Genomic DNA, 25386 nt, shown 5'->3' with positions numbered 1-25386 from the left:
GGTGACTTAAAGAATGGGATTAATGTCCTGAGTTGTCAGCTCTGTCTCGACAACATCAACTGGCGTGTAGTGCTGGTAAATCAAGAAACCGTCTTCTGACGTTTCATGAGCGTCAGGCGTATCAATATACGCAGTACATGTGTAGCCAATGCTGTAAGTACCCGGGCCAATGTAACCAAACTCGTAGCTGTAGGTTGTATTGCCTTCTTCGTCTTGTGATTCATTCACGTTAGCTACCGCAACTGGCGCGTTGAGTGGAGCTGTCGCGCCCATATCGCCCATGGTTGAGCGATCCATAGAACCCGCATACAGGTAAACAGAGTGAACGGCAGGCACATCATGAATCGCGTTCCATGCCGCACTGTCTGCTTCGCAAGCTTGGTATTGCACGTTACTTACCGTGCCAGCGATATGGCCTGAATCTGATGCGTTCACCAAACTTACGGCATTCGAGTTCATGTTCATATGATCTTGGCCGACTGGATCCGCCAGACCTTTACGCAAATCAAACTCTACAACGTAGCTATTGTGCCCAGTATGAACTTTTACATACTGACCTTTTTGGGAAAACTTCAAGCGACCCTGATCGCTGGTATCGGGCTTAAAGCCAAAGCAGCTCCCACGACTTGGAACAACAAGACCTTTTACTGAGCCATCAGTTTTTTCGACATACGATAGAGACGTATCATTCAACTGTCGGCCATCTTTCGCGTAAACGCACATGGCGTAATCACCCGGAGCAATTTGTTGTTCGCTAATGATGGTTTTGGCATTTTTTCCTTGATATTCCATCAAATCAACTTGATGTAGCGCGCCGTTCTCGCTTGCGTCTAGCAGAATGTGATCGCCAGTTTGCTCGCCCGTTTCTGGGTCAAAGGGAATTAAAACCACGTCTTTAAATGCTAAGACCACTTTGTTGGCGTCATCCACAGGTGCATCTGAGACACCAAGAGAAAACGTAGCGGATTCTGTATTTGATGAAGAGTCGTCACCACCGCAGCCAGTCAGTAGTAGACCGCCTGAGATAGCAAGTAGAGGATAAGTGTATTTTTTCATATTGACCTCTTGTGTTTACACTGCCGATAAACATCGAAGGTTAGTCTCAGAGTCGAGACGAAATGTCATTGCTTGGTAATGACAGGGTCAATGTAAAAAAGGGAAATTCATAGTGTGATATGGATTCCTAAAAAGCTATTTTTAAATCTATTGCTCAAGTGTAGCTGCGAAGCAGTAACTCCATTAACTTCGGCTCTACTTAGCTAAACAACGTGGTCGCTTGGTAACCACTTTTCCCATTTCTACAAGCGCTTTTTTATAAAACTAAGTTCTTATTCATAGTGAAATGAAGTTGATAATAATCAAAATAGATAGGTGATGAGGGGCGTAACGTAAGGTCGATTATTGCTAGAAGGAATTAGTATGATGGCATACAAATTTTTTATTCGAGAGCTACTAGGATTAGCGATCGTGGTTTCAGTTGTTTTTGGTGTGCTCGGCGTGATGCTCGATCTTTTCGCGCTTACGGCGTTGTGGGAACATCAAGATGCAATTGCTCAGATCTTTTTTCATGAGTCGTTTTACTTCATTGCATTCTTAATCCCGCCATTTTTCCTATGGAAGATCATTAATCGTTCTGATTTGGTTACCGCCGCACAAAACTATATCGCGCTAAAATTAGAAGCAGAAAGTCGATAATCTAACTCCAAGTACGATTGATACCATTTGATACGACAGAGGCTCATGCTTTGTTTCATGAGCCTCTGTCATTTTGTCTCTCTGAGCAAGCAAGATAGCTTGCTCAAGGATTAATTCTTACTTAAAAGGCTGGTTCAATCGTTCCTTTGAAAGTGCTATCAAGGAAGTCGCGAATTTCTTGGGATTGGTAAATAGAGACGAACTTCTTGTAAGCCTCGTTGTTTCTGTCGGCTTCACGAGTCGCAATAACCATAACAGCGAGAGGTGCGTCTTTGGACTCTAGGAAAATACTTTGCTTCTTAGGATCTAAGCCTGAAGACATCACGTAATTCATCGTAATAGCTGCGGCATCAACGTCATCCAGCGTTCTTGGCAGCTGCGCCGCATCTACCTCAACGAACTCCAGTTCTTTTTGATTGCTCTTAATATCGGTTAACGCGGCTTTATGGCCAACACCTGGTTTAAGCTCAATCAAGCCCGCATCAGCGAGTAGTAAGAGCCCTCGGCCTCCATTAGTTGGGTCGTTTGGAATGGCAATTCTGGCACGGTTTGGTAACTCTTCTAACGAACGGTATTTATTGGAATAAATACCCATGCGCATCAAGATAGATTGGCCAATTGAAACGAGCTGAGAGTTATGACTGCTGTTGAAGTTATCCAAAAAAGGTTGGTGTTGGTAGCTGTTAATATCGATGCTACCGTCACTCAGCGCGGCGTTAGGTGTCACGTAATCAGAGAACTCGATGACTTCAACATTTAGCCCTTGCTTTGCCGCTTCTTTCGCTACCGCTTCAACTACTTGTGCATGTGGCCCAACCGTAGCTCCGACTTTGATTACTGAATTATCTTTTTCTCCGCAGGCACTTAAGCTGAGCGCAGCAGCGAGAACCCAAGATAACTTTTTGATGTGACCTAAACTTTTCATCGTAACTCCATTTCATATTTAGACGTCCATACGGCTATCCTATCAGGAATATACAAACGGTCAACGACTAAAACATTGAGGGATCATTTGAAGGTCGCAAGGGCTGTAGAGCACAAATGTTATTTAGCAGATGGTTTAGAAAGTTGATGGGGTTTAAGCAAGGGAATTTACAAGGGGGATAAGAAGATGAGCTCAGGTGACAACGGTGTACCCATAGCAACACTTAAAACCATCAGATACAAAAAAGGCGTAGTAGGTACTAACCTGCTACGCCTTTCGAAATTTGGTGGCCCCTCCCAGACTTGAACTGGGGACCAATCGATTATGAGTTTTAGGTTAGTAGTTTTGATGAAAATGCCTTCAAATTGATTCTATAGAATAATTTCTTATATAACAGTGTTTTATTGTTATTTTTTCTGTTGATTTACATTGATTGATTTGGCTTGGTATTGATTCGGTCCGTAGCACACTCGTAGCACAGGCCTACCCCCATGCAACTGGGTAAGATATAATCGAAGTACGTTCTCTTGATATGGAAGGATTGCCGTAGAGCAACCGAAGCATTATGAAAAACTCACTTCGATTTACTGTTAAAGAGCTAACGGCTCTGAAGCCGACAAACAAAAGAACACGTTATCATGATACAGCTGTTGATGGTCTTGTTCTCGAAGTCTCTCCTTCTGGTACGAAGTCTTTTCGTGTGTATAAGCGTGCGAAAGGTGCAAAATCCCCTTCCAACGTGAGTCTTGGTCAGTTTCCTAGCTTGACCATAGATCAAGCGCGAACAAAAGCTCGTGAAGCTCTTAACGAGTTAGCCATGGGAATTAATCCTAATGAGAGAATGAGAGTAGAAAAGAATCATCACGTTTCATTGCAAAAGGTGTTTGATGATTATCGGTTGTCAAAGTCTTTGTCCAGTAACACTCTGAAAGGATATGAGCAGGCGCTGAAGTGTTATTTTTCTACTTACTTGAAAAAGCCACTGATGGCGTTAACTGAAGAGGCAGTTAAAAACTACATGCGGATATCTCTGCTGGTCGTATCGAAGGGATGAGAAGTGGCAGTCATGCGCAAGCGGATCTATGCATGAGGCTTTTAAGAGCTCTGTTCAATTATGCGAAATATGAGTATCGCGGTTTTAATAATCAGCTCATTTTTGCTGAAAACCCCGTCAAAATTCTTAGCCATCAAAGAGCGTGGCATAACGTAGAGAGAAGAAGAACTTATATTCGCTCACATCAATTAAAGGAGTTCTTCGAAGTACTCCATTCCAAGCGTGAAAGGTATATTCTGGATAAAAATCAGTTTGGTTCGACTGTATGTGATTTAGTCGAAATGGCCGCGCTAACTGGCTTAAGAAGGAATGAGCTACTTACTTTAGAGTGGGAGTCCATAGATTTAGATGCTAAGTCTTTCTATGTCAGTAAGACTAAAAATGGAGTACCACTTGAGTTGCCGATCGGTCATTACTTGTGTGAGCTATTAAGCAGAAGACTTAATCTAAAAGATGAGCGAGGCTTTGTATTCAATGTGGACAATTCTCAGGGACGCATTGTTGATCCAAGAAAAGTACTAAGTGCCATTAATGATGAGCTTAGCTTTGAATTCACTTTGCATGATTTGAGAAGAACATACACTACGGTGGCAGAGAGCTTAAGCCTTGGTACATACACGATAAAGCGTCTACTCAACCATAAGTCGAAAAGAGATGATGTGACAGAAGGTTACACAATTCTTACGCCAGAAGAGCTCCGTTCTCCATCTCAACGAATTGAGGATTACATCCTTGATAAGTCGGAAGTTAGGTCTAAGGTCTTACCTCAAAAGAGCTCGTCTGGCGCTGGCTTTTCTGAATTTATTGGGGACTTAGGTAATGAGGAGAAAAAGAAGCTGATGAAACTGCTAATGGATTCATTTTAGCTAACTGAGTAAGTTAAGAGCGCTCCGAGGTGCATTACTTGCTTGAGCTAGCATTGATGTGTTTACTTCTCTCAATATCGACTGTTTGGTTAGCTGAGTTGACTCTTTGGCAAAGTCTGTATCTCTTATCTGACTATTGCTGGCAGCTAGATTTTCATTGCTCTGAGTTAGATTTTTAATTGCATATGATAGTCTATTCTGAGTGGCCCCCAACTTCGCACGCTCGGAATCTATAGTCTTTAATATCGTATCTATATCGTCAAGTACATAACCGACCGTTTCTGGACTACCTAGTTTTGGTATTATATTTACCCAGATTTTGTCAGTTAATTCTACTATTGGACTACGGTGATCTTGCCTCATTGTTGTGAATGGGTTGTTATAGCTATGGTTGTATGAGTTATTGACTCGATTCCGGTGGTAATGATTGGTAGCTATAAATTCATCACTATTTAGGGCTAAATACACTAAGCGGTTTGATGTAGTACCATCTTCGTTAGTATATTCTTCGGTTGATAATTCTACGATATCAGAGAATTGTTTGTTTATTTGTTTAACTGCTTCATCCATAGAAGACCCAGGAATAATATCTATGTATGTTGATTGTATTGTTTCATGGGGGCCCCCGGGAATATAAGAATATCTCCCAATTCTAAATGTGTCCCCATCCTTTGCTGACCAATCTTTATTATATTCACGATATCCAATGATTCTACGCTCATTAGTTGTTATGTCTTGTGAACATTCTCCTAGTCTAGGTAAACTAATACTTATTGACTCTCCGCTACTTGAACCAATTTGAAATGCTCTTTCTGGGCTGGAACCATTTAGTAACTTGTCTCCTCCATAGCTAGTTGTTTGAGTTATCCTCGATAACTCATCAACTAAAGCTGTGTATTCTTGGTTAATTGCCTCACGATCTTCTGAGTTAAGCGAGCTATTACCATACCTCAAAGCTAGATCTCTCATCTGCATTAAGTTTTCTGTATACTCTTGCATGGCTCCCTCTGCGGTCTGAAGTAATGAAATACCATCATGAGCATTTCGGATAGCTACATCCATACCACGACTTTGAGATTGCAATCGATTAGAGATTTGAAGACCAGCAGCATCATCTTTAGCGGAATTGATTTTTGATCCGGACGAAAGACGCTCCATAGACGTGTTTTGCTTATCTATAGAGCGGTTCAGTTGGCTTTGGTACTGCATTGCTGGTGCATTAGTATTAATGCTTGAGATGCTTGTCATCATCCAGTTCCATTAAGATATCGAAGCTATTTCAACTAGTGGCTATGTGTCATGTTCAATATCGGCAGGGTATGCAATTAGTTTAGTTTTTTTGCACTAAAATTGGATTTAGACACTCAGTTGCTTTGACTAGCGCTGAGCATAGTATTGTTGAACTTCTTTAGCCTTTGGTTTCTTGGCTTTTAAAATCAGCTGTTGGTAGTGACGGAGGAGCTGACTGCTTTGTACATCTAACCATTGCTTATTGAGTGATAGTAGTCTTGCTTCAATGTCCTTCTCGCTGAAGTGCGAGCGGAAATCTTGCGTTCTGCTATAAGTTTTGTTGGTGATGAGCTTCGATATAACTTCCTTTGGTACGCCCATTAAAATACTTGGATCAATAAAGGTTATATCTTGCAAGCTGAGGTTTATGTTGTTCATTTCAGTAAGTAGCAATATTCTTTTCATCCTATATGGTAAGTGACGTCTCTCTACTCTCGTTGTTAAAAGTGAAGAGTTTAAATAACTTAGTGCAAGGTTTTTATCTCTAATTGAACGCTCATCAAACTTAATTTCTTTTATAATCTTGTCATAAACAATAGTATGGCATGACTTGAATTTGGAACCTAAATATAGTGTTTCTTTGATACAGTCTCCTCTTGGGTATTCATCCGTTATTTTTATTGTTCCTTTCTTTGGGAGGGCAATAACTAATGGGAATGTAACTCCAACCATATTAAAACCTATATCAATACGGGTAATTCTTGCCTTTTTCATCAGTTGTGTATAACGCCGATTAGTTAAAGTACTCTTTAAATATCCAAAAATAACATGATGTTCAAAGTCATTAAGATTGTTTGGGTTATAGCATATACGAATACTTTTCTTATGGTTTTTTGATCTTTCTCCATCAGCAATATAAATAATCAAGTGACTTTTGTTTTTACCTTCTATAGTCATTTTGTATGCGTGATTATAGATTGGCCTGTTTTTTGTTCTTCCGTACGAATTCTCTCTTTTACAGTCCCCATTTACTTTGCCGATAGCGTGTTTTTTGACAGTTAGGATACTATTTAAGTACAACGGGATGTTCGAAGTTAGCTGACTTGTAAGGTGTTGTATGTCACCGTCACTGCAATTCATCGTAAAGACCAGTTTGTCGCAGTCTAGAGATAGATATTGCTCTGGTTTACCCAACATTTTTCTGAGCAATCTGCTTTGATACATTAACAGTGCTCTCTTACTTAGAATACCAATAGAGCGATTGATATCTTTAATGTATGAGTAGGTATTCGTATCAATTAGTTTTCTAAGTCTATGATTCAATACTCTGGTTACAATACCTTTGTTCTTGTCATTAAAACTGTTACTCCAGTGACTATTATCTATTAATCTATTTTTATTACAGATGCTATTATTCATTACGTACATCCTTATATACGTACTATATTAATATTATTGTGTTTTATTTATTGGACAGTGATAATTATAAGGGTATTACTTGTTATGGTTAAATAACGTTGAATCCAACTCTTCAAGTGTATCAGCTAACCATTCGTTTACTTGACTAGCGTCTATTTGATATTTGTACTTTTCAATTGCATCCATAATAAGAAAGTGTTCGTCTTTTGAGAGCTGTTCTAAAGCTGACTTTAATCCAATGGTATTTATCATGTATAAGTAGGATGTCGGGATGTACTCTTTGATGCTATATGCTAGTATAAATAAAGATTCAAGTTTTATTTTTATATCTTTTATGCTTTCTATGTTTGTTTTTTCTTTTTTAGGTTGAAGAACAAATATCACGTCAGTATCAAATCCAAATACTTTATTGCTTCTTTGTTTATCGAAACCTCTAGTGATTACGGCATGATCACATTTCTCGCTTCCGATAACTTGGTATGAGTGACACTCTGAGTCACCAACTACATGAGCAGAACTTTTACATCGATTTAATGCTAATACGATGTTTTCTATGGCGATGTTTTTAAGTTTAAGTTCTACTGCAATTTTGTTGATTCGAGACTTCTTTCGTATAACGTTATCGATGAATTTAGTTGGGAATAGCTGACTCAATGCCTTATTTAGCTCGTTGTAGCACTGGTCAGATAGTTCATTCGTATCGAGTTCACACTTAACAAAGTTGATCGATGAGTTTCTTGGTTCCCATAGTATTTGAAGCAAAGAATTGTTAGTTGTTTGGTAGCTAATACAGTTTCGGTAATTGCAATCACTGCTTTTTTCTTGTGTGAAACGAGAATTTTTGAGTGTTAACGCTCTTAATCTTCGATTTAAGCGCTCATGATTTTTTTCAGATACAGGACAGGTGAAGCTCAGCTTTCGGACGATTAATGGTGAACGTTTGTCGATAGCTCTGCTGGCAACTTGATCGTTTAGGATCGAGAGGTAACCAAGCGTCTTATGCTGGTGAAGTGGTTTAGTAGTCATAGTTTGAGTTCCTTTTGTTTTGGTTAGTGGTCGTCGCTGTTTGTACTAGTGCTTACTCATTTCTATAAATCTCTGTATCGATTCTTCTGAGTAGAGAACTTTGGCTCCAATTTTGATCCAACTAAGTTCTGGACAACTTCTATTGCAACGCCATTTAGCGAGCGTTTGTGGCTTTAGACGAAGTAAACGAGCGGTTTCCGAGGTTGTATAAAACACTTGAGGGTAGTGTTCTGTGTTCATTGGTACTCTCCTAATGAGTGCTTAATCATTGGGAGTAAGAATACAGCAGTGGGTGATTGAGGATTTTAGAGCTAAACCTCATCTAACTTCTCATTCAGTACTCTTAAATAACAAAAAACTAGCAAAATATGACTTAAAAAAATAAAATGCGGACATCTTTAATTTTTTTCTTATAAAACATGGGCTTGAATTTTTTAGAAGATGAGCTTTGTAAAGACTGTGATGGGCGACGGTTTATCTTTCGGGATGCGAGAAGAAAGGACTTAACGCTTGCTGTGATTAAAAAACTAGAACGTTATTTAAAGCGTACCCGAGTTATACATGCTAATGACCGTGAGTTGATCCGAGAGTTACGTAGGAGAATAAAGGATTTTGAGAATTCAAGAGGGGAAGACAGAATTCATGAGATGTATGGCTTAGCTTACTGTCTATCACACCCAAAAAATCAAGATTTTTTCGATAGGTTTTGGGGAGCAATCAGCAAACAAGCAAGAAGGAGTCAAGCGAAGAAGACAAAAGCAAGAGAGAGAAGGTCTGAAGATTCACGTTTAGATAAAGAAAAAAGCAGTGAACTTGAAGAGGAACAGCGCTCTGTAAGGATGCATAGAGCTTTTTCAGCTATAGATAAAGTTAACCCATGAAACACTTAGCTGAATTAGTCTGAACGTAATCTATCAGTTTCGTTTACTCGATGTGAGCATATCTGACAGGTAGCCCTAAATCAGCTCTGCCCCAAAGCGTGCCAGAGAAACTTCTTGCCGTCCTTATAGAATTTCGTCAGTGAACCAAGTTTTTGTAATGTTACAAAGCCTACACATAAAGCCAGGTGACAATCTTTATAGCTGAATAAATGCAAAACAGAGTGCAAAACGTCCCTGCTAGTTCGAATCGATTCAAATAGAAGAATGAATATTTGTTTTGTATGTGTCGGTGGAACGTTCTATCTACATAATCAACAGCGTCATAGCATTTACGGGTTAAATCAGAGTGATCCCCAGCTTCAACATCGTAAGTAAACAGACTTTCAAAATCATCATGTTCAGTAGAAATCAAAGAACGCTTACACAGAGTATTAAACTCTTTTACTTTGTTCTCTATGCGAGTGAATTTATGTGCAAAAGTAGTTTCTTTAACAAGAAGCTCCGCACCATCCTTGTTGACGTCTAAAAGGCTATATATCTCACTGACAAGAGCTTCTTTGGTATTAGTCAGCGATGTTCGCTTTAAGGTATTGATATGGATAAATACCGCTAACAGCCAACTGACAGCATAAATCAAGTAACTCATGTTACCCCTCTATACGCTTTAGCTCTGCTTTTTGAATTCTCTCATCAATGATCGCTATTACTGACGTTAAGTCATTGTGGACATATACCAACTTCTCATCTAACTGAGCTTTGGTAAAACCACATTGTCTAATCAAACCGCCAAAAGACTCATCAAGAAATGAACGTCCATACCGGTTATAGCCAGTTAAGTCGACAGTTACTTTGTCGTGTTTTTTTAACGCAGGAGCCAAGTGCTTATCTCTAAATACTTCCCCTGACGTCTTATCGCAATCTGGGCCGTCTGTGATATAGCGGCCATACGGCTTAGGATGAAAGTCTCTAACTACAGTGATTGTTATCTCATTCACTTTTAAATGCTCCATTGAATCAACGTACCTGGTACTTTACGACTCGTAGTATCAACACTGTTTTCATTGTCGTCTCTATCATTCGTGTAACAATAAAAACCATTGTTACTAAACATCAACAGGTAGCTGTTCTCATCTTCGTTAATCAGTGCCTTAATACTTCTACTGCCTTGCCCATGCTGGTCCAACTCTGTGGAAGTAACATTGGTGTGCATGGCTGCACGAATTAATTGACCATCATTTAAATTCTTCTGAAACCAAACCCTTAAAGCATCGAACATGTTAGTGGATTCTTGTTCTACGGTTTCACTTGTAGCACCTTTGTACTCATCTGGGTACAAATCGTTTATACGTGATAGAAACACTGCATTATTTTTTGATAATGAATTAGGGATGCCTACGCCAGTATCATAAATCACGATATACAGGTTATGTTCAACTCTGTGACAACTAAACCACCAACGCTTACGAGTGTGATCGTGTTCATCTGGGTATGCGTGGCGACCGACATTATCTACAGTTTCTTGAATAGCTGAAGAAATTTCTTGTTCTTTTTCAGCATCTGCATCTGGGTAGTACTTTTCTAATATGTAGTCGACAAAGACATTACTCAAGTCATTTGCTCTTGAATTATCTCCCATAATGACAGGAAGATAGGAAGACGACCCTATTTTGTCCTCACGTTCTGAAGCAGTTGCAAAGTTACCACTAATGTTAATAACGTTGTTTACTTGCTTCTTACGCTTCGACCATATCACCCGGATTTCAGTCGTTACCCCATGCTCCTCTCTGGCCTCATCAATAATGGAGTAGATAACCAGTAGAGGCATTGCCTTAAGCATGGTGGTGTTACTGAAGTCTATGTATAAGAACTTTGGATTCCTCTCTAGTTCATTTCTGAGAAGAGTAAAAAAGTTATCACACATTTCCATAGAGCCATCAATCAAATCAATTTCTCTAGGAGCAGGAATCTTTGGGTGCTTCCCAAGAAATAAACTACCAATGTTGTTTCTATTGTGTCTTTTCTTACCAACAGAAGAAGCCTTTCGTTTCTGATGCTTTTGAATCTGAAGACTATGTTCTCTCGAACTTTCTTGTTCTATTTTTCTCATTTTATTAGCTGGTTATAGTTATAAATATAGCTTAAAGAACTACAGTTTTTGAATCGCAACTACTAAACTAGACGACTCATGCTGCCTTCCACGCCATGAGCACTTAGAAACTCATTCCAATCGTAGCTCGTATAGTGGTTTTCCTGATCTAAGTGAACCAACATATTCCCATCAGGCTTACATCGCCAAACCGCTATTAAGAAGGAGTCTAACGCAAGGTCTTTGGTGATACTACTGCCCATTGACCGACATATATTTTATATGATCTTTGCCATATTCTTTCACTCCATTCTATGAAAACCGACGATTTGGCACAATATCATGAGATAAGTATCCTGATTTGCATCACTCAGACTGGATGCTCAGCAAAGCTGACTTTCCACACCTGAGTTAATTTAGCAGCCACTAAATTAGCACTGTTGCTGACACGGTTTTGTCCAATTGTAAGTTACGATCTTGGCAGGATGATTTGTACGCTCTAGTGGTGACTAACCAAGCAGAGATGTAAAATCGAGTATGAGTTACTACAACTTAGTTGAATGCCATGAATGGTATCAGCGGCGATTTCTATGTATTGAATTGGCTTTGAGTTTCATTGTGCGTATTTCGGAGCATTCCTAACACCTATTTCGGTTTAATCCGAACGCACAGCGGAAACAAGCGTTCGCAATCACCGAAATACGCATCATTGGGCGTTTGTTTAGCTCTTGAGACCAAAAATTAGATCCTAACATTGCTAATATAGCTTCGTGAGAAAGTTCACAAACTTTGGAAAAAGTAGCACATGTGTAGCACAGCGACTGAAAAGCAAAAGGCCTGAGAACAAATAAATGCTCTCAGGCCTTTCTATATATGGTGGCCCCTCCCAGACTTGAACTGGGGACCAATCGATTATGAGTCGACTGCTCTAACCACTGAGCTAAGGGGCCTTAATAGGTCAACGATTATAGGGGAAGCGTTGCAAGGTGTCTAGATAGCAACTAGGGCAATTGCGCTTAGTTTTTATCCACTTAGAACCAGTGATAATAAAAAAGGTGACCTAAGGTCACCTTTTTTGTCCAACGCTTTATTATTCGTCGAGGAAGCTGCGCAGAGTTTCTGAGCGGCTAGGGTGACGAAGTTTACGTAGAGCTTTTGCTTCGATCTGACGGATACGTTCACGAGTAACGTCGAACTGTTTACCAACTTCTTCTAGAGTGTGGTCAGTGTTCATGTCGATACCAAAGCGCATACGAAGTACTTTCGCTTCACGTGGCGTTAGGCCTGCAAGTACATCTTTTGTAGCCATTTTCAGGCTTGTTGCTGTTGCAGAGTCTAGCGGTAGTTCTAGTGTTGTATCTTCGATGAAATCACCTAGATGCGAATCTTCGTCGTCACCGATTGGTGTCTCCATTGAGATTGGCTCTTTAGCGATCTTCAGTACTTTACGGATCTTGTCTTCTGGCATTTGCATACGCTCTGCCAGTTCTTCCGGTAGCGGCTCACGACCCATCTCTTGTAGCATTTGACGAGAGATACGGTTTAGCTTGTTGATCGTTTCGATCATATGTACCGGGATACGAATCGTACGTGCTTGGTCCGCGATTGAACGAGTGATTGCCTGACGGATCCACCACGTTGCGTAAGTCGAGAACTTGTAACCACGACGGTATTCAAACTTATCTACCGCTTTCATCAGACCGATGTTACCTTCTTGGATTAGATCCAAGAATTGTAGGCCACGGTTGGTGTATTTCTTCGCGATAGAAATTACAAGACGTAAGTTCGCTTCAACCATCTCTTTCTTCGCACGGCGTGCTTTCGCTTCACCGATAGACATGCGACGGCTGATGTCTTTAATGTTTTGTACGTTTAGAGATGTCTCTTCTTCAATCATTTTTAACTTAGCGATTGAACGACGGATCTCTTCTTCGTTACGTTTGATTTTCTCAGCGTATGGCTTGTCAGATGCTAGGATCTCGTCTAGCCATGCATCACTTGATTCGTTACCAGTGAATAGGGCAATAAACGATTTCTTCGGCATTTTGCCGTATTCAACCACAGACTTCATGATCAAACGTTCTTGAGTACGAACGCGATCCATTGCTGTGCGAAGTTCGTTCACTAGGTGGTCGAACTGTTTTGGTGTTAGACGGAATTCTTTGAATACGTCTAGCATCATTTCGTTAGCAACGGTTGCTTTCGGGCTGTCGTAGCCGTACTCATTGATCGCTAGCTGAAGATTTTGGTATGTGCTGCGTAGCTGGTTGAATTTCTCAAGCGCTAGCTCTGGGTCAATACCTACATCTTCTTCTGAATCATCTGAATCGTCATCGCTTTCTTCATCATCTTCTAGGTCTTCTTCGTCTTCCTCTTCTAATTGAGTTTCAGACAGTTCAGAACCGATGTGAGTCGCGGTTGGCGCTGCTGTATCGTCAGCGTCAGGATCTACAAAGCCAGAGATTAAATCAGTCAGACGAAGTTCTTCTGCCTGAACCTTATCAAATTGCTCTAGGATGTAAGGAATAGTGCCAGGGTATTCAGCAACAGACGATTGAACTTGGTTAATACCTTCTTCAATGCGTTTTGCGATGTCGATTTCGCCTTCGCGAGTCAGCAGCTCTACAGTACCCATTTCACGCATGTACATGCGAACTGGGTCTGTTGTACGACCAATTTCACTTTCTACGCTAGAAAGTGCTGCTGCTGCAGCTTCAGCTGCATCTTCATCGGTAATGTTTGTGTCATCGTTCAGTGCTAGATCATCAGCATCAGGAGCAGTTTCTACTACCTTGATACCCATGTCGTTGATCATCTGAATGATGTCTTCTACCTGTTCTGAATCTACGATTTCAGCAGGTAGGTGGTCATTTACTTCGGCGTAGGTCAGATAGCCTTGCTCCTTGCCTTTAATAACAAGTAACTTTAGCTGTGACTGCGGATTTTGATCCATAGACGGTATCCAACTTCGTAATCTGGTGAAGGAATCAGTATGCGAAATGCAAACCACTTACTATAACAAATTAAATTGTTGCTGACTAATTAAACAGGGTTACGCTTTTAAATCTAGCATAAGTGCTAGCAGCTCCCTTTTCTCTTCGGCTGATAAACCGACACTTCTTGCTTTGGCCTGCAGGTTTTCAATTTGCTTTTCTACGCACTGGGCAATAATTTTATCCAGTGAGTCTAAAAATATTTCTTCTTGGTTGTCTTCGTCGAGCGGAATATCCCAGCTCGCAAGACGAGACAGAAGTGCCTCATTCTGGCTGTTGCGCCAGTGCTCTAATAATTGGCCTGTGTTGATATGGGGATGCGCCTGGCATTTATCAAGTACATCTGCAAATAAACTTAGGCCTGGTATGGATAAGTCTCTCACTGAGGAAAGGTCCGGTACCATTTGAGCATAGCTCGGATTTTGAATAAGTAGAGCAATAACCTCACGCATAGGAGTTCGTTTGATCTCTTTGTGCGGTTGAGGTCGAGTTTCACTTATCTTTTTACGAGGCTGACGTAGGCGGTTATCAAACCCCGTGCGCTCATCCAATAGTTTTTCGAGCAACTCCTGAAAGTATGGGTCAGGAATCTTGTCAATCAAGGCGCTAGCGTATGCTCTCAACGCAGACTTACCTTCGTTGTTACCCAAATTAATTTGGTGTAACTCAATCAAATTGTCAAAAAGGTAGCTCGATAGTGGTGTCGCTTGTTCTATTTGTTGCTCGAACGCTGCTTTGCCGTATTTACGAACGTAGCTGTCTGGGTCTTCCCCATCAGGTAAGAATAAGAACTTCAATGTGTTCCCGGTTTTGAGGAATTGAAGTGCGTTTTCTAGCGCTCGCCATGCCGCTTCTTTACCTGCTCGGTCGCCATCGTAACAACACACCACGGTATTGGTTTGGCGGAACAACATTTGAATATGATCGCCCGTTGTCGAAGTACCTAGCGAAGCGACGGAATAATCTACGCCGTATTGAGCCAGAGCGACAACGTCCATATAGCCTTCAACCACCAAAATTTGTGCTGGTTCACGATGCGCTTGTAACACTTCATACAGGCCATAAAGCTCTTTGCCTTTATGGAATATTGGTGTTTCCGGTGAGTTGAGATATTTTGGCGTACCTTCACCAAGTACTCGACCACCAAAGCCAATTACTCGACCACGACGGTCACGAATTGGAAACATAATACGACCACGAAAGCGGTCATAACGGTTGCCTTTGTCGTTTTCAATCAGCATGCCACCAGTGACAAGCATGTCTTGATTGTCTTTATTCTGGCCGAAGTTTTTGCGGACTAAATCCCATTCGTCAGCCACGTAACCAATGCCAAATTTCTGAACGATTTCACCAGATAGACCACGGTCTTTTAGGTATTCAATCGCGACCTTGCTCGAAGGTTGTTTGAGTTGGTTACGGTAAAACTGGGCAATGCTACCCATTAAATCGTATAGGCTGCGTTTTTCACTGCTACTTGCTTGCAGTCCAGATTTGAACTGACCACTGCCACCACTACGTTGTTCGCGAGGAACGTCCAAACCTAGATAAGAGGCAAGTTCTTCAATCGCTTCAACGAACTCTAGGCGTTCAAACTCCATCATAAAGTCGATGGCGTTACCATGTGCACCACAGCCAAAACAGTGATAGAACTGCTTCTCTTGGCTCACACTGAATGACGGTGTTTTCTCGTTGTGGAATGGGCAACAAGCGCCGTAGTTTTTGCCTTTTTTCTTAAGTTTCACGCGTGCGTCGATGATATCGACAATATCAAGCCGAGCTAGAAGGTCATCAATAAAACTGCGAGGGATGTGTCCAGCCATAAAACCTAACAAAAAAGAAAAATCATGATTGGTGTGAATGGGTTATAGAGAAAAGCATGTGCGAGACTTTGTTTTATTCCATTCTGCCAGATACAAACAAGCCGTGCGTTCCAAAGGATAGCACGGCTTGCTGCAATTGGGTGGGGTGTTAAGCCAATTTAGCGCGAACTAAACCGCTTACTTTACCCATATCTGCACGCCCTTGAATTTGTGGTTTCAGAACGCCCATTACTTTGCCCATGTCTTGCATGCCAGCTGCACCAGATTCTGCAATTGCTTTCTCGATAAGAGCAGCAACTTCTTCTTCTGTCAGTGGTTGAGGCATAAATTCCTCAAGAACTGTAATTTCTGCTTGTTCCACATCAGCAAGATCTTGACGACCAGCTGCTTCGTACTGCGTAACAGAGTCGCGACGTTGCTTAACCATTTTAGTCAACACAGCAAGAATGTCGTCATCGTTCAGAGTGATCTGCTCGTCAACTTCACGTTGCTTGATTGCTGCTAAGGCTAAACGAATAGTACCAAGGCGCAATTTGTCCTTGGCTTTCATCGCTAATTTTTGCTCTTCTTTGAGTTGATCAATGAGAGCCATAACTAAATTCCTTTTGGGAGTTCAGTTATTAGTACAGGCGAACGCGACGAGCGTTTTCGCGAGCGAGCTTCTTAGCGTGACGCTTTTGAGCTGCTGCTTTAGCGCGTTTGCGAACTGTAGTTGGTTTTTCGTAGTGCTCACGACGACGCACTTCAGAAAGGATACCTGCTTTTTCGCAAGAGCGCTTGAAACGACGTAGAGCAACGTCGAACGGTTCGTTTTCACGTACTTTAACTACTGGCATATGCCTTTCACCTCAGGGGTTATTCGTTAACGCTGGCATTCAACAGACCAAATCATAATTGTTTGGTCACTTACCAGCTTGATCAAAAATGGTGCGGAATTTTAATCCGATCACAACAGCTTTGTAAAGCCTTTTGTCGTTTATTGTCTGTACAAAATTTGTTTGAAGCACCAAGGCGAGGTAATATGACGCCCAAATTTCCTCTATACAGAAAGCATACTGAGAAAACCATGCGCATTATTGGTATCGAAACCTCTTGTGACGAGACAGGAATCGCGATTTACGACGATGAAAAAGGCCTGTTGGCACACAAGCTTTACAGCCAAGTAAAACTTCACGCGGATTACGGCGGCGTGGTGCCAGAGTTGGCTTCACGTGACCATGTAAAGAAAACCATTCCTCTTATTAAAGAGGCACTAAAAGAAGCAAACTTAACATCCCAAGACATCGACGGCGTGGCTTACACGGCCGGTCCTGGTTTGGTTGGTGCTTTGCTAGTGGGTGCAACCATTGGTCGTAGTATTGCTTACGCATGGGGTGTGCCTGCTGTTCCTGTTCATCACATGGAAGGTCATTTACTTGCGCCAATGCTAGAAGACAACCCACCACCATTCCCATTTGTGGCGGTGTTGGTTTCTGGCGGTCACTCGATGATGGTGGAAGTAAAAGGCATTGGTGAATACAAGATTCTAGGCGAATCCATTGATGATGCAGCCGGTGAAGCATTTGATAAGACGGCTAAGCTGATGGGGCTAGATTACCCAGGCGGTCCTCTGTTATCTAAGCTAGCAGAGAAAGGTACTCCGGGTCGCTTTAAGTTCCCACGACCAATGACCAATGTGCCGGGTTTGGATATGAGTTTCTCGGGTTTGAAAACCTTCACGGCAAACACGATTGCAGCGAATGGCGATGACGAGCAGACTCGTGCTGATATTGCGTACGCTTTTGAAGAAGCCGTGTGTGCAACGTTGGCAATTAAATGTAAGCGTGCATTAGAGCAAACCGGTATGAAGCGCATCGTTATTGCTGGTGGTGTAAGTGCGAACCGCCGCTTGCGTGCAGAGCTTGAGAAGCTTGCGAAGAAAATCGGTGGTGAAGTGTATTACCCACGTACCGAGTTCTGTACTGACAACGGTGCAATGATTGCGTATGCAGGTATGCAACGTTTGAAGAACGGTGAAGTTGCAGATATGTCGGTAGAAGCGCGTCCGCGCTGGCCAATTGACCAGCTAACGCCAATCGCGTAATCAACCCTTGTATATTGACTGGCCTCTATTTATAGAGGCCTTTGTTTTTGTGGTTTATTTTCCCAAGAAAAAGGCGCGAGATTTCCAGACTGATGTGAGCAGTTTTCTTTGTGTTCAGTGATAGGATGGCGCGGAAGAATAATAAATGGATATAACAATGAAGAAGTTTGAAATTGAAGGTCAGCAACTTGCTTACCTAGACAAAGGCGAAGGGCCTGTGCTGCTGTTTGGACATAGCTATTTGTGGGATTGCCAAATGTGGGCGCCTCAAATTGAAGTTTTGAGTCAGTCCTATCGTTGTATTGTGCCTGACTTATGGGCGCATGGTGAATCGGACGCCGCTCCTGCTTCGACCACGTCTTTAGTTGATTATGCCCAACACATGCTGGCGCTAATGGATCATTTGGAAATCGACAAATTTTCCATTGTTGGCTTATCTGTTGGCGGTATGTGGGGTGCGGAACTGACCGCTCAAGCCCCACAACGAGTGAAGTCATTGGTGTTGATGGATACCTTTATTGGTTGGGAACCAGAAGTGACGCATAAAAAATACTTTGCGATGCTAGATACCATCAGCCAAGTTCAAGGTGTTCCTGGGCCTATTATCGAAGCCGTTGCACCACTGTTCTTTGCGAATAACGCGGATCAAGTTCACCCAGAATTGGTCGCTTCATTTAAACAAAGCCTTGAATCGCTAACAGGTGAGCGAGCTGTAGAAGTTGCTCGTATCGGTCGCATGGTGTTTGGGCGACGTGATGTGATTGAAGATGCAGAAAAATTCGCACTGCCAACATTGATCGCAGTTGGTCGAGAAGATAAGCCGCGTCCGGTATTTGAATCTTACCTAATGAATGACTGCATTACGGGCAGTGAATTGGTGGAGATTCCTGAAGCGGGTCATATCAGTTCGCTTGAACAGCCCGAGTTTGTGAATCAGATGCTGTTGAGCTTCCTAAACAAAGTTCACACTTAAAATACATTTAAAAACTCGGCGTTATGCCGAGTTTTTTTCTGTCAGTTTCTTTTCACCAATTTTAGGCTCTTCACCCGAAAGTAAACGACGAATGTTTTGATGATGTTTAAACACGATTAGACAACACAACATGGCAACGGGCAGGGTGTATTGCGGTTTGAACATCCAAGTATAAAACGGTGTGACTAACACAGTGACGAGTGCGGCAAGGGAAGAGTAGCGAAACAGGACTGCAACCGAGAGCCAAGTCAGCATAACTAGGCCTGTGAGGTCTAAGCCAATTGGAGCAATGGCACCAAGCGCGGTAGCGACGCCTTTACCCCCTTTAAAGTGGAAGAAAATTGGGTACATGTGGCCAAGACACGCCGCGATAGCAATAACGCCAAGAATGATAGGATCGATACCAAGAAAGTACCCCCCCCAAACTGGAATCGTCCCTTTAAGCATATCGCACAACAACACCGATATGGCCGCGCCTTTTCCGCCAATGCGCAATACATTGGTCGCGCCTGGATTGTTTGAGCCAACGTTACGAGGGTCTGGCAGTTTTAACAGGCGACAAATCAACACCGCACTGGAAACAGAACCCAGTAAGTAGGCGGCCATTGTCATTATTAGTGCCAGTGCGTCCATAGAAGTCCTTGATGGATTGGAAATTAATGCTCAGTTCCCGCGTAGTTGGTATCATAGCCTGATTCAGCGGTGAGCTGAAATACTCTCTGCGATAGAGCTTGCATTATGTGAGTTCTTGTATATAAAGATGCAGCGCAGTTTATACCTAAGTAACATTTCGATGACCTAGCCAAAGGTTACTTAGGTATAGAATATTACGATCAAATTACCCCTGACGGGTATCCGACCTCTGTAAAGAAGGACATAAGATGGCTCTGGATAAAGTATTTATTGAACAGTTAGAAGTAATCACCACGATTGGCGTGTATGACTGGGAACAACAAATTAAACAAAAGTTGGTTCTGGATATTGAAATGGCGCACGACAACAAGCCTGCGGGTAAAAGTGATGATGTTCAAGATGCCTTAGATTACTCACAGGTGAGTGAAGCAGTATTAAATCATATTGAAAATGGTCGCTTCTTGTTGGTAGAGCGCGTAGCGGAAGAAGTTGCAGAACTTATCATGCAACGCTTCAGCGTTCCTTGGGTGAAGATTCGTTTAGCGAAACCGGGCGCCGTTCCTCAGGCACGATCTGTTGGGGTTGTGATTGAACGAGGCCAAGCATGATCACCACTTATATCGGTGTGGGGACAAACATAGACAGAGAGCAACACGCTAAGGTTGCCTATCTCGAGTTGCAGAAGCTCGGCGAAGATCTCCTCGTCTCACCGATATACGAATGTGAACCTATCGGCTTTAGTAGCCAAAACTTCTACAACTTTGTGATTGTGATGCGCACAAAGTTGTCACTCGAAGAGTTGAGTCACCACTTACGTGAGATTGAATATAAGTGGGGGCGTGAGGAAAATGCGCAAAAGTATCAGGATCGAACACTGGATCTCGATATAGTGCTCTTCGGTGAGTGCATCTCGACACAAAAACCGGAGCTACCTCGCAGTGATATCTATAAATATCCTTTTGTCACAAAGCCCTTGTATGATCTCGAACCTCATTTAGTGATCCCCGGCGATGGACGCACTGTAGCCGACATTTGGCATGCTATGCAGCCCGTTGATTCACTCAAACCAGTTTCTTTTTCACTTTAAATTTGAGTTGTTTACATGAGTTATTTTGAAGCCTTTATTTTGGCTCTGATTCAGGGTCTGACAGAGTTTTTGCCCATTTCCAGCTCTGCGCACTTGATCCTACCCTCTGCCATTTTCGGCTGGGCCGACCAAGGTCTAGCGTTTGATGTGGCAGTACACGTCGGTACATTGATGGCGGTTGTGATTTATTTCCGCCACGAAGTGATCACTTTATTCCGTGCATTGTTTGCTTCGATCTTCAAAGGTGACCGCAGTAAAGAAGCAAAACTGGCATGGATGATCGTGATCGCGACGATTCCGGCGTGTGTGTTCGGTTTGCTGATGAAAGACGTTATCGAAGTCTACCTGCGCAGTGCCTATGTGATTGCGACAACCACCATCGTATTCGGTTTGTTGCTTTGGTGGGTGGATAAGAATGCCAAGCTTGTTGCCGATGAGTACCAAACTGGCTGGAAGAAAGCGGTGTTTATTGGTATTGCTCAAGCACTTGCGATGATCCCTGGAACTTCACGTTCTGGTGCAACGATCACTGCCGCTCTATATTTGGGCTTCACTCGTGAAGCGGCAGCGCGTTTTTCATTTTTGATGTCGATTCCTATCATCACATTAGCTGGTAGCTACTTGGGTATGAAGCTGGTTACCAGCGGTGAGCCTGTGCACGTAGGCTTTTTGCTGACTGGTATTCTGACTTCATTTATTAGCGCATACATCTGTATCCACTTCTTCTTGAAGATGATTTCACGAATGGGCATGACGCCATTCGTGATTTACCGTCTGATTCTAGGTGTGGGCCTATTTGCATTCTTGCTTAGTGCTTAACCCTTGAAAACAAAAACGCCCGCTCAATTGAGCGGGCGTTTTTATTTTGGCGTTACTTATTTAAAGCGACTTTGACCGCTTCAATACGTCGTTTTTCTTGTTCATCACGAATAGCTGGACCTTTGAAGCCATCCTGAATGATGGCTTGCACATCTACTGATGCCGCTGCTTGATAGGCCAGCATAAAAATATCCGCTTGTGGATACGGTAGATCTTCTAAACCTTTGCGGCCTGCATGATCCGCTTGGCAGCAAATTAGAATGTCTTTTAGGCGCTCCGACTTGCGCCATACATCAAACTTGTTCAGGATTTTGATGACGGTTTGCGGCTTTAACTCAGCGGCGCGATGAATGTTGGAGTGTTGCTCGCAGACCATGAGCGCTAAATCTTTAAATTCATTCGGTACACGTACACGTTCGCACAGTTTTTTAATTAGCTTTAAACCGGTATGACAATGCATTTTATGGCTTGGCCATTCGCTCTCTGGTGTCACGCCTTTCCCTAAGTCATGCACCTGTGCGGCAAATCTAACAGGGAGTGATGTGCTCAGCTTTGCGGCTTGCTCTACTACCATCAACGTATGGATACCCGTATCGATCTCTGGATGCCATTTTTCAGGTTGAGGCACCCCAAACAGCGCATCGATTTCTGGTAGCACGACAGCTAACGCGCCGCAATCTCGCAATACTGATAAAAACACATCGGGACGAGGCGTTGAAAGCGATTTATGCCACTCTTGCCACACGCGTTCTGGGGTTAGCGTATTGAGTTCACCTGAGTCTGCGATGTCGCGCATGAGTTGCATGGTTTCTTTTGCTACCGTAAATCCCAGCGAGGCAAGTTTTGCAGCAAAACGTGCGACCCGAAGTACTCTAAGGGGATCTTCCACAAAAGCATCCGATACATGACGCAATATGCGATTATTCAAATCGGCTTGGCCGCCATAAGGATCGTACAGCTGGCCGCTATCATCCATCGCCATGGCGTTAATGGTTAAATCACGGCGAATCAAATCTTCTTCTAGCGTTACGCTTGGATCGAAGAAACAGTCAAAGCCCGTGTAACCTGAGCCTGATTTTCTTTCGGTTCGTGCAAGTGCGTGTTCTTCTTTATTTTTAGGATGAAGAAAAACAGGAAAGTCTTTTCCGACGGCAGTGTATCCTTGAGCAAGCATCATTTCTGGTGTGGCACCGACTACCACCCAATCGTTGTCATAACTGTCAATGCCGAGCAATTGATCTCGAACTGCGCCACCTACTAAATAAACTTGCACGAATTACCTCTGAATTTATGGATATGACGTTGGACATTGTAGCAAGCAATGGTACTTTTCTTTACTCCCAAGAACAGATGCAACTATGTTTACATCATATTTGATTCTTTTGGGATGGGTTTTTAGCTGGAGATCCTAATGTATAAGGACTTTTTTGGGTTTGTTGAACAGCCGTTTTCGATTGTTCCCAACTCACGTTATTTGTATTTAAGCCAACGTCATAAAGAAGCGATCACGCACCTCAATGCTGGATTGGGCGACGGCGGTGGTTTTGCCATGCTGACCGGTGAGGTAGGAACAGGCAAAACGACAGTGGCTAAAGCCATGCTCGCAAATTTAGATGAAAGCACCAAAGCGGGGCTGATTCTCAATCCGACTTTTTCGAGCCGAGATCTGCTAGAAGCTATTTGCGATGAATTTAAGATCTCTTATCCGCAGGATGCGACGTTAAAACAGCTAAACCAAGTCATACATCATTATTTGCTGCGTAACCACAAGGTGGGTTGGCAGACGTTGCTCGTCATTGATGAGGCTCAGCATCTTGCTGCCGATGTACTTGAGCAACTGCGCTTGTTAACGAACTTAGAAACCGATACCAGAAAGCTGCTTAAAGTGCTGTTGGTAGGGCAGCCAGAGTTGCAACGCTTGTTACAGACTACGCAGTTGCGTCAGCTCGCACAGCGTATCACTGGCCGTTATCATCTGTTACCTCTTGATGAGAAAGAGACTGCGGATTACATCGCGTTTCGTTTGCACACGGCTGGTGGCGATCAGCAACTGTTTCATCGCAGTTCCAGTAAGTTGATTGCGAAGTATAGCCATGGCATTCCGCGTCTCATCAACCTGATTTGTGATAAAGCATTGAATATGAGTTATCACCAGGGCAGTGTCGTTGTCGATAAACAGACGGTGCAACAAGCCTGCGAAGAAGTCATGCAGTTTCAGGCGGACATTTACCAGCAAGATAAACCTCGTCAATCATTTACATGGCCAGCGTGGGGATCGGCTGCTATTGGTGTAATGGCAGCGGTTGGCGTCGGCTGGGCTGCAATAAATTACATGCCAGTGAAGCCTAAGACTCCGATGTCGGAAGTCCCCGTTGCTGCGTCTTCGTCTACTCCTGCTCCTCTTATGGCAAGTGAGCAGCTAACTGATGCACAGCGCGATATGCTGTTGGCGCAGAAACAATCCAATCTTGCCGTGAATGATCTTTACCGCCTTTGGGGATATCGAGCATCAGTGCGCGATAATCTTTGCTTGTCTGAGCCTCAATCCACCATGCGTTGTGAAAGAAAAATGGCAACGTGGCCCTTGCTGATGCAGCAAAATCGACCGGTTATTTTAGAGCTGAATTATCAAGGCGATATTGGTTACGTGATTTTGTATGCGGTTGGCAACGACCAAGTAGAAGTGCTCAATGGCAAACAGCGCCTGCGTTTGCCTGTTTCGTGGTTGAAACCAATGTGGCAGGGCAACATCATTGAATTGTGGCAAGCGCCGCTTAAAGAGACGTTGCGTTTAGATATGGAAGGGCCGGCGATCGAAGTGCTTGACCAATTGCTTGCAAAAGCGGTCAGTGAATCACCACTGGAAACGTCTATTTTTGACGGTGCGTTAAAAGAGCGAGTGGAACTGTTCCAACGTTGGCAAGGCATCGGTGTGGATGGCATTGCGGGTCATCGCACGTTAGAGCGCTTACAACAAAGTGTGCAACCTAATGCGCCAACACTAGCAAGCATTAACAAGGAGGAGGCGTAATGTCAGTCATCAAACATGTTGGACTCTTTCTTGTGCCTATTAGCGTGTCAGCGATTGCGGTTGCGTGGCATTTAGATTTGCTTACGCCAGAGACTCAAGCGGTTACGCCAGAGGTAGTGGTGGCGGAAGTCGTACAACCATTTGAAGTTTTAGATTATCCAGAATCAACGGATCTTGCTCAACTGCCACGAGAATGGCCGAGTGCCGAGTTATCTCGCGACATTGGGACATTCTTGCAACCCTCCGAGTATGCCAACGAGGGTGAGGCTCCAGATCCGACAACGGCTACTCCCGTCACGAGCACAGCATCTACGCATCGTCGTGACGACTTAGGTTTGTCATTGGATGATCTAGACTTGTCTTCCTTGTCTCCAGATCTCGCCAAAAAAGTGGAAAATGCGCTGTCTCAAAACGATGCGCCGACTTCTGCGCCGTCACAGGTGAATGACTTGGAGCGCAATGCGCAGCAGTGGCAAGGACGTCTTCCTGCCCTTAATTTGCAAACGCATATGTATGCCAGTGACGCCAATCGTCGTTGGGTGAAAATCAATAATGTGGAGTATCACCAAGGGGATGTGGTGGATGGACAAGTCACGCTGAAAGAGATTCAGCCGCAGGCTGTCATTGTCGAATTCCAAGGTGAGCAAATCCGAATCCCTGCGCTTTACGAATGGGATGGTTAGTACTCTCGCGTGAAACCATTAGATAAGCAAAAGGCCACATTAATGTGGCCTTTTTCGTATCCGCTATGTGCAAACCGATAGT

General features: G+C 43.0%; 26 protein-coding genes, 1 tRNA gene and 1 pseudogene. 11 read left to right on the top strand and 17 right to left on the bottom strand.

Features of this window, described 5'->3' with window-relative positions; translation table 11 throughout:
- Window positions 1-6: 6 nt before the first annotated feature.
- Entirely contained in the window at window positions 7-1056 is a 1050-nt protein-coding gene (locus ACF8CV_RS20585; RefSeq protein ID WP_020904264.1) for a DUF4382 domain-containing protein, read from the bottom strand.
- A 366-nt stretch (window positions 1057-1422) separates the two neighbouring features.
- On the opposite strand from ACF8CV_RS20585, the gene ACF8CV_RS20580 reads away from it, so the two are divergent.
- Complete coding sequence (locus ACF8CV_RS20580) at window positions 1423-1695, top strand: hypothetical protein (RefSeq protein ID WP_021487203.1); 273 nt, start codon at window positions 1423-1425, stop codon at window positions 1693-1695.
- Window positions 1696-1816: 121 nt separating this feature from the next.
- Here the strand turns inward: ACF8CV_RS20580 and ACF8CV_RS20575 are convergent, their stop codons facing one another.
- A complete protein-coding gene (locus ACF8CV_RS20575; protein ID WP_029851753.1) occupies window positions 1817-2620 on the bottom strand; it encodes a MetQ/NlpA family ABC transporter substrate-binding protein in 804 nt (267 codons plus the stop codon).
- Between the two features lie 565 nt (window positions 2621-3185).
- Here ACF8CV_RS20575 and ACF8CV_RS20570 point away from each other — a divergent pair.
- Together ACF8CV_RS20570 and ACF8CV_RS20565 are read left to right on the top strand one after the other, a co-directional pair.
- A complete protein-coding gene (locus tag ACF8CV_RS20570) occupies window positions 3186-3674 on the top strand; it encodes an Arm DNA-binding domain-containing protein (RefSeq protein ID WP_138938382.1) in 489 nt (162 codons plus the stop codon).
- A 32-nt stretch (window positions 3675-3706) separates the two neighbouring features.
- Window positions 3707-4540: a tyrosine-type recombinase/integrase gene (locus ACF8CV_RS20565; RefSeq protein ID WP_171055976.1), complete on the top strand. Its 834-nt coding sequence runs from the start codon at window positions 3707-3709 to the stop codon at window positions 4538-4540.
- Here ACF8CV_RS20565 and ACF8CV_RS20560 read toward each other — a convergent pair whose 3' ends face one another.
- The 4 genes from ACF8CV_RS20560 to ACF8CV_RS20545 form a co-directional block, all read right to left on the bottom strand.
- Window positions 4541-5791: a flagellin gene (locus ACF8CV_RS20560; RefSeq protein WP_373273277.1), complete on the bottom strand. Its 1251-nt coding sequence runs from the start codon at window positions 5789-5791 to the stop codon at window positions 4541-4543.
- A 126-nt stretch (window positions 5792-5917) separates the two neighbouring features.
- Entirely contained in the window at window positions 5918-7189 is a 1272-nt protein-coding gene (locus ACF8CV_RS20555; protein WP_138938384.1) for a hypothetical protein, read from the bottom strand.
- Between the two features lie 75 nt (window positions 7190-7264).
- Entirely contained in the window at window positions 7265-8215 is a 951-nt protein-coding gene (locus tag ACF8CV_RS20550) for a hypothetical protein (protein ID WP_065274148.1), read from the bottom strand.
- Between the two features lie 45 nt (window positions 8216-8260).
- Window positions 8261-8455, bottom strand: coding sequence for a helix-turn-helix domain-containing protein (locus ACF8CV_RS20545; protein ID WP_025505681.1), 195 nt, complete (start codon window positions 8453-8455; stop codon window positions 8261-8263).
- Between the two features lie 185 nt (window positions 8456-8640).
- Between ACF8CV_RS20545 and ACF8CV_RS20540 the strand changes: the two genes are divergently transcribed.
- Window positions 8641-9096, top strand: coding sequence for a hypothetical protein (locus ACF8CV_RS20540; RefSeq protein WP_138938385.1), 456 nt, complete (start codon window positions 8641-8643; stop codon window positions 9094-9096).
- 169 nt (window positions 9097-9265) lie between these two features.
- Here ACF8CV_RS20540 and ACF8CV_RS20535 read toward each other — a convergent pair whose 3' ends face one another.
- From ACF8CV_RS20535 to rpsU, 9 genes and pseudogenes are all read right to left on the bottom strand, one after another.
- Complete coding sequence (locus ACF8CV_RS20535) at window positions 9266-9742, bottom strand: hypothetical protein (RefSeq protein ID WP_138938386.1); 477 nt, start codon at window positions 9740-9742, stop codon at window positions 9266-9268.
- A 1-nt stretch (window position 9743) separates the two neighbouring features.
- Window positions 9744-10091, bottom strand: coding sequence for an STAS-like domain-containing protein (locus ACF8CV_RS20530; protein WP_230391744.1), 348 nt, complete (start codon window positions 10089-10091; stop codon window positions 9744-9746).
- A 2-nt stretch (window positions 10092-10093) separates the two neighbouring features.
- The gene (locus ACF8CV_RS20525; protein WP_138938388.1) at window positions 10094-11203 is read right to left on the bottom strand and encodes a hypothetical protein; all 1110 of its coding nucleotides are present in this window, start codon (window positions 11201-11203) and stop codon (window positions 10094-10096) included.
- A gap of 71 nt (window positions 11204-11274) precedes the next feature.
- Window positions 11275-11448: pseudogene (locus tag ACF8CV_RS20520) on the bottom strand (IS3 family transposase); the annotation flags it as partial.
- Between the two features lie 608 nt (window positions 11449-12056).
- Window positions 12057-12132 (bottom strand) — tRNA-Ile (locus ACF8CV_RS20515).
- A 140-nt stretch (window positions 12133-12272) separates the two neighbouring features.
- Entirely contained in the window at window positions 12273-14135 is a 1863-nt protein-coding gene (rpoD, locus tag ACF8CV_RS20510) for an RNA polymerase sigma factor RpoD (RefSeq protein ID WP_005453778.1), read from the bottom strand.
- Window positions 14136-14234: 99 nt separating this feature from the next.
- Window positions 14235-15995, bottom strand: coding sequence for a DNA primase (dnaG, locus tag ACF8CV_RS20505; RefSeq protein WP_138938389.1), 1761 nt, complete (start codon window positions 15993-15995; stop codon window positions 14235-14237).
- A gap of 148 nt (window positions 15996-16143) precedes the next feature.
- Entirely contained in the window at window positions 16144-16587 is a 444-nt protein-coding gene (locus ACF8CV_RS20500) for a GatB/YqeY domain-containing protein (RefSeq protein ID WP_005453780.1), read from the bottom strand.
- A gap of 28 nt (window positions 16588-16615) precedes the next feature.
- On the bottom strand, window positions 16616-16831 hold the full coding sequence (gene rpsU, locus ACF8CV_RS20495) for a 30S ribosomal protein S21 (RefSeq protein ID WP_001145625.1): 216 nt from the start codon (window positions 16829-16831) through the stop codon (window positions 16616-16618).
- 230 nt (window positions 16832-17061) lie between these two features.
- Between rpsU and tsaD the strand changes: the two genes are divergently transcribed.
- Both tsaD and ACF8CV_RS20485 read left to right on the top strand, forming a co-directional pair.
- Window positions 17062-18078, top strand: coding sequence for a tRNA (adenosine(37)-N6)-threonylcarbamoyltransferase complex transferase subunit TsaD (tsaD, locus tag ACF8CV_RS20490; RefSeq protein ID WP_011105657.1), 1017 nt, complete (start codon window positions 17062-17064; stop codon window positions 18076-18078).
- Window positions 18079-18235: 157 nt separating this feature from the next.
- Window positions 18236-19051 carry an alpha/beta fold hydrolase gene (locus ACF8CV_RS20485; RefSeq protein WP_029795265.1) on the top strand — a complete coding sequence of 272 codons (816 nt, stop codon included), beginning with the start codon at window positions 18236-18238 and terminating at the stop codon, window positions 19049-19051.
- A 21-nt stretch (window positions 19052-19072) separates the two neighbouring features.
- Here ACF8CV_RS20485 and plsY read toward each other — a convergent pair whose 3' ends face one another.
- A complete protein-coding gene (gene plsY / locus ACF8CV_RS20480) occupies window positions 19073-19684 on the bottom strand; it encodes a glycerol-3-phosphate 1-O-acyltransferase PlsY (protein WP_024700372.1) in 612 nt (203 codons plus the stop codon).
- 248 nt (window positions 19685-19932) lie between these two features.
- Here plsY and folB point away from each other — a divergent pair, with 248 nt between their 5' ends.
- From folB to ACF8CV_RS20465, 3 genes are read left to right on the top strand one after another with little or no spacing between them, the layout of a single operon-like run.
- The gene (gene folB / locus ACF8CV_RS20475) at window positions 19933-20292 is read left to right on the top strand and encodes a bifunctional dihydroneopterin aldolase/7,8-dihydroneopterin epimerase (protein WP_005465889.1); all 360 of its coding nucleotides are present in this window, start codon (window positions 19933-19935) and stop codon (window positions 20290-20292) included.
- The gene (folK, locus tag ACF8CV_RS20470; RefSeq protein WP_023584970.1) at window positions 20289-20771 is read left to right on the top strand and encodes a 2-amino-4-hydroxy-6-hydroxymethyldihydropteridine diphosphokinase; all 483 of its coding nucleotides are present in this window, start codon (window positions 20289-20291) and stop codon (window positions 20769-20771) included. Before folB ends, folK begins: the two co-directional genes overlap by 4 nt.
- Before the next feature lie 15 nt (window positions 20772-20786).
- Window positions 20787-21590, top strand: a complete 804-nt coding sequence (locus tag ACF8CV_RS20465) for an undecaprenyl-diphosphate phosphatase (RefSeq protein ID WP_005479178.1) — start codon at window positions 20787-20789, stop codon at window positions 21588-21590.
- Between the two features lie 52 nt (window positions 21591-21642).
- On the opposite strand, the gene ACF8CV_RS20460 is transcribed toward ACF8CV_RS20465, so the two are convergent.
- Window positions 21643-22863, bottom strand: coding sequence for a multifunctional CCA addition/repair protein (locus ACF8CV_RS20460; protein WP_138938390.1), 1221 nt, complete (start codon window positions 22861-22863; stop codon window positions 21643-21645).
- A gap of 138 nt (window positions 22864-23001) precedes the next feature.
- On the opposite strand from ACF8CV_RS20460, the gene ACF8CV_RS20455 reads away from it, so the two are divergent.
- Together ACF8CV_RS20455 and ACF8CV_RS20450 are read left to right on the top strand one after the other, a co-directional pair.
- Window positions 23002-24621, top strand: coding sequence for an ExeA family protein (locus tag ACF8CV_RS20455; protein WP_029795703.1), 1620 nt, complete (start codon window positions 23002-23004; stop codon window positions 24619-24621).
- Window positions 24621-25304, top strand: coding sequence for a general secretion pathway protein GspB (locus ACF8CV_RS20450; RefSeq protein ID WP_005455433.1), 684 nt, complete (start codon window positions 24621-24623; stop codon window positions 25302-25304). Before ACF8CV_RS20455 ends, ACF8CV_RS20450 begins: the two co-directional genes overlap by 1 nt.
- Window positions 25305-25386 lie beyond the last annotated feature (82 nt).

Source organism: Vibrio sp. zbq_1 (genome assembly GCF_043102935.1).
In the GTDB taxonomy this organism is placed as follows: domain Bacteria; phylum Pseudomonadota; class Gammaproteobacteria; order Enterobacterales; family Vibrionaceae; genus Vibrio; species Vibrio parahaemolyticus.
This window is presented reverse-complemented; position numbering and strand designations above follow the sequence as displayed.

Coding starts and splice junctions, on each gene's coding strand:
- ACF8CV_RS20585 (WP_020904264.1), bottom strand. CDS start 1,056: ATGAAAAAATACACTTATCCTCTACTTGCTATCTCAGGCGGTCTACTA.
- ACF8CV_RS20580 (WP_021487203.1), top strand. CDS start 1,423: ATGGCATACAAATTTTTTATTCGAGAGCTACTAGGATTAGCGATCGTG.
- ACF8CV_RS20575 (WP_029851753.1), bottom strand. CDS start 2,620: ATGAAAAGTTTAGGTCACATCAAAAAGTTATCTTGGGTTCTCGCTGCT.
- ACF8CV_RS20570 (WP_138938382.1), top strand. CDS start 3,186: ATGAAAAACTCACTTCGATTTACTGTTAAAGAGCTAACGGCTCTGAAG.
- ACF8CV_RS20565 (WP_171055976.1), top strand. CDS start 3,707: ATGAGGCTTTTAAGAGCTCTGTTCAATTATGCGAAATATGAGTATCGC.
- ACF8CV_RS20560 (WP_373273277.1), bottom strand. CDS start 5,791: ATGATGACAAGCATCTCAAGCATTAATACTAATGCACCAGCAATGCAG.
- ACF8CV_RS20555 (WP_138938384.1), bottom strand. CDS start 7,189: ATGAATAATAGCATCTGTAATAAAAATAGATTAATAGATAATAGTCAC.
- ACF8CV_RS20550 (WP_065274148.1), bottom strand. CDS start 8,215: ATGACTACTAAACCACTTCACCAGCATAAGACGCTTGGTTACCTCTCG.
- ACF8CV_RS20545 (WP_025505681.1), bottom strand. CDS start 8,455: ATGAACACAGAACACTACCCTCAAGTGTTTTATACAACCTCGGAAACC.
- ACF8CV_RS20535 (WP_138938386.1), bottom strand. CDS start 9,742: ATGAGTTACTTGATTTATGCTGTCAGTTGGCTGTTAGCGGTATTTATC.
- ACF8CV_RS20525 (WP_138938388.1), bottom strand. CDS start 11,203: ATGAGAAAAATAGAACAAGAAAGTTCGAGAGAACATAGTCTTCAGATT.
- rpoD (WP_005453778.1), bottom strand. CDS start 14,135: ATGGATCAAAATCCGCAGTCACAGCTAAAGTTACTTGTTATTAAAGGC.
- dnaG (WP_138938389.1), bottom strand. CDS start 15,995: ATGGCTGGACACATCCCTCGCAGTTTTATTGATGACCTTCTAGCTCGG.
- ACF8CV_RS20500 (WP_005453780.1), bottom strand. CDS start 16,587: ATGGCTCTCATTGATCAACTCAAAGAAGAGCAAAAATTAGCGATGAAA.
- rpsU (WP_001145625.1), bottom strand. CDS start 16,831: ATGCCAGTAGTTAAAGTACGTGAAAACGAACCGTTCGACGTTGCTCTA.
- tsaD (WP_011105657.1), top strand. CDS start 17,062: ATGCGCATTATTGGTATCGAAACCTCTTGTGACGAGACAGGAATCGCG.
- ACF8CV_RS20485 (WP_029795265.1), top strand. CDS start 18,236: ATGAAGAAGTTTGAAATTGAAGGTCAGCAACTTGCTTACCTAGACAAA.
- plsY (WP_024700372.1), bottom strand. CDS start 19,684: ATGGACGCACTGGCACTAATAATGACAATGGCCGCCTACTTACTGGGT.
- folB (WP_005465889.1), top strand. CDS start 19,933: ATGGCTCTGGATAAAGTATTTATTGAACAGTTAGAAGTAATCACCACG.
- folK (WP_023584970.1), top strand. CDS start 20,289: ATGATCACCACTTATATCGGTGTGGGGACAAACATAGACAGAGAGCAA.
- ACF8CV_RS20465 (WP_005479178.1), top strand. CDS start 20,787: ATGAGTTATTTTGAAGCCTTTATTTTGGCTCTGATTCAGGGTCTGACA.
- ACF8CV_RS20455 (WP_029795703.1), top strand. CDS start 23,002: ATGTATAAGGACTTTTTTGGGTTTGTTGAACAGCCGTTTTCGATTGTT.
- ACF8CV_RS20450 (WP_005455433.1), top strand. CDS start 24,621: ATGTCAGTCATCAAACATGTTGGACTCTTTCTTGTGCCTATTAGCGTG.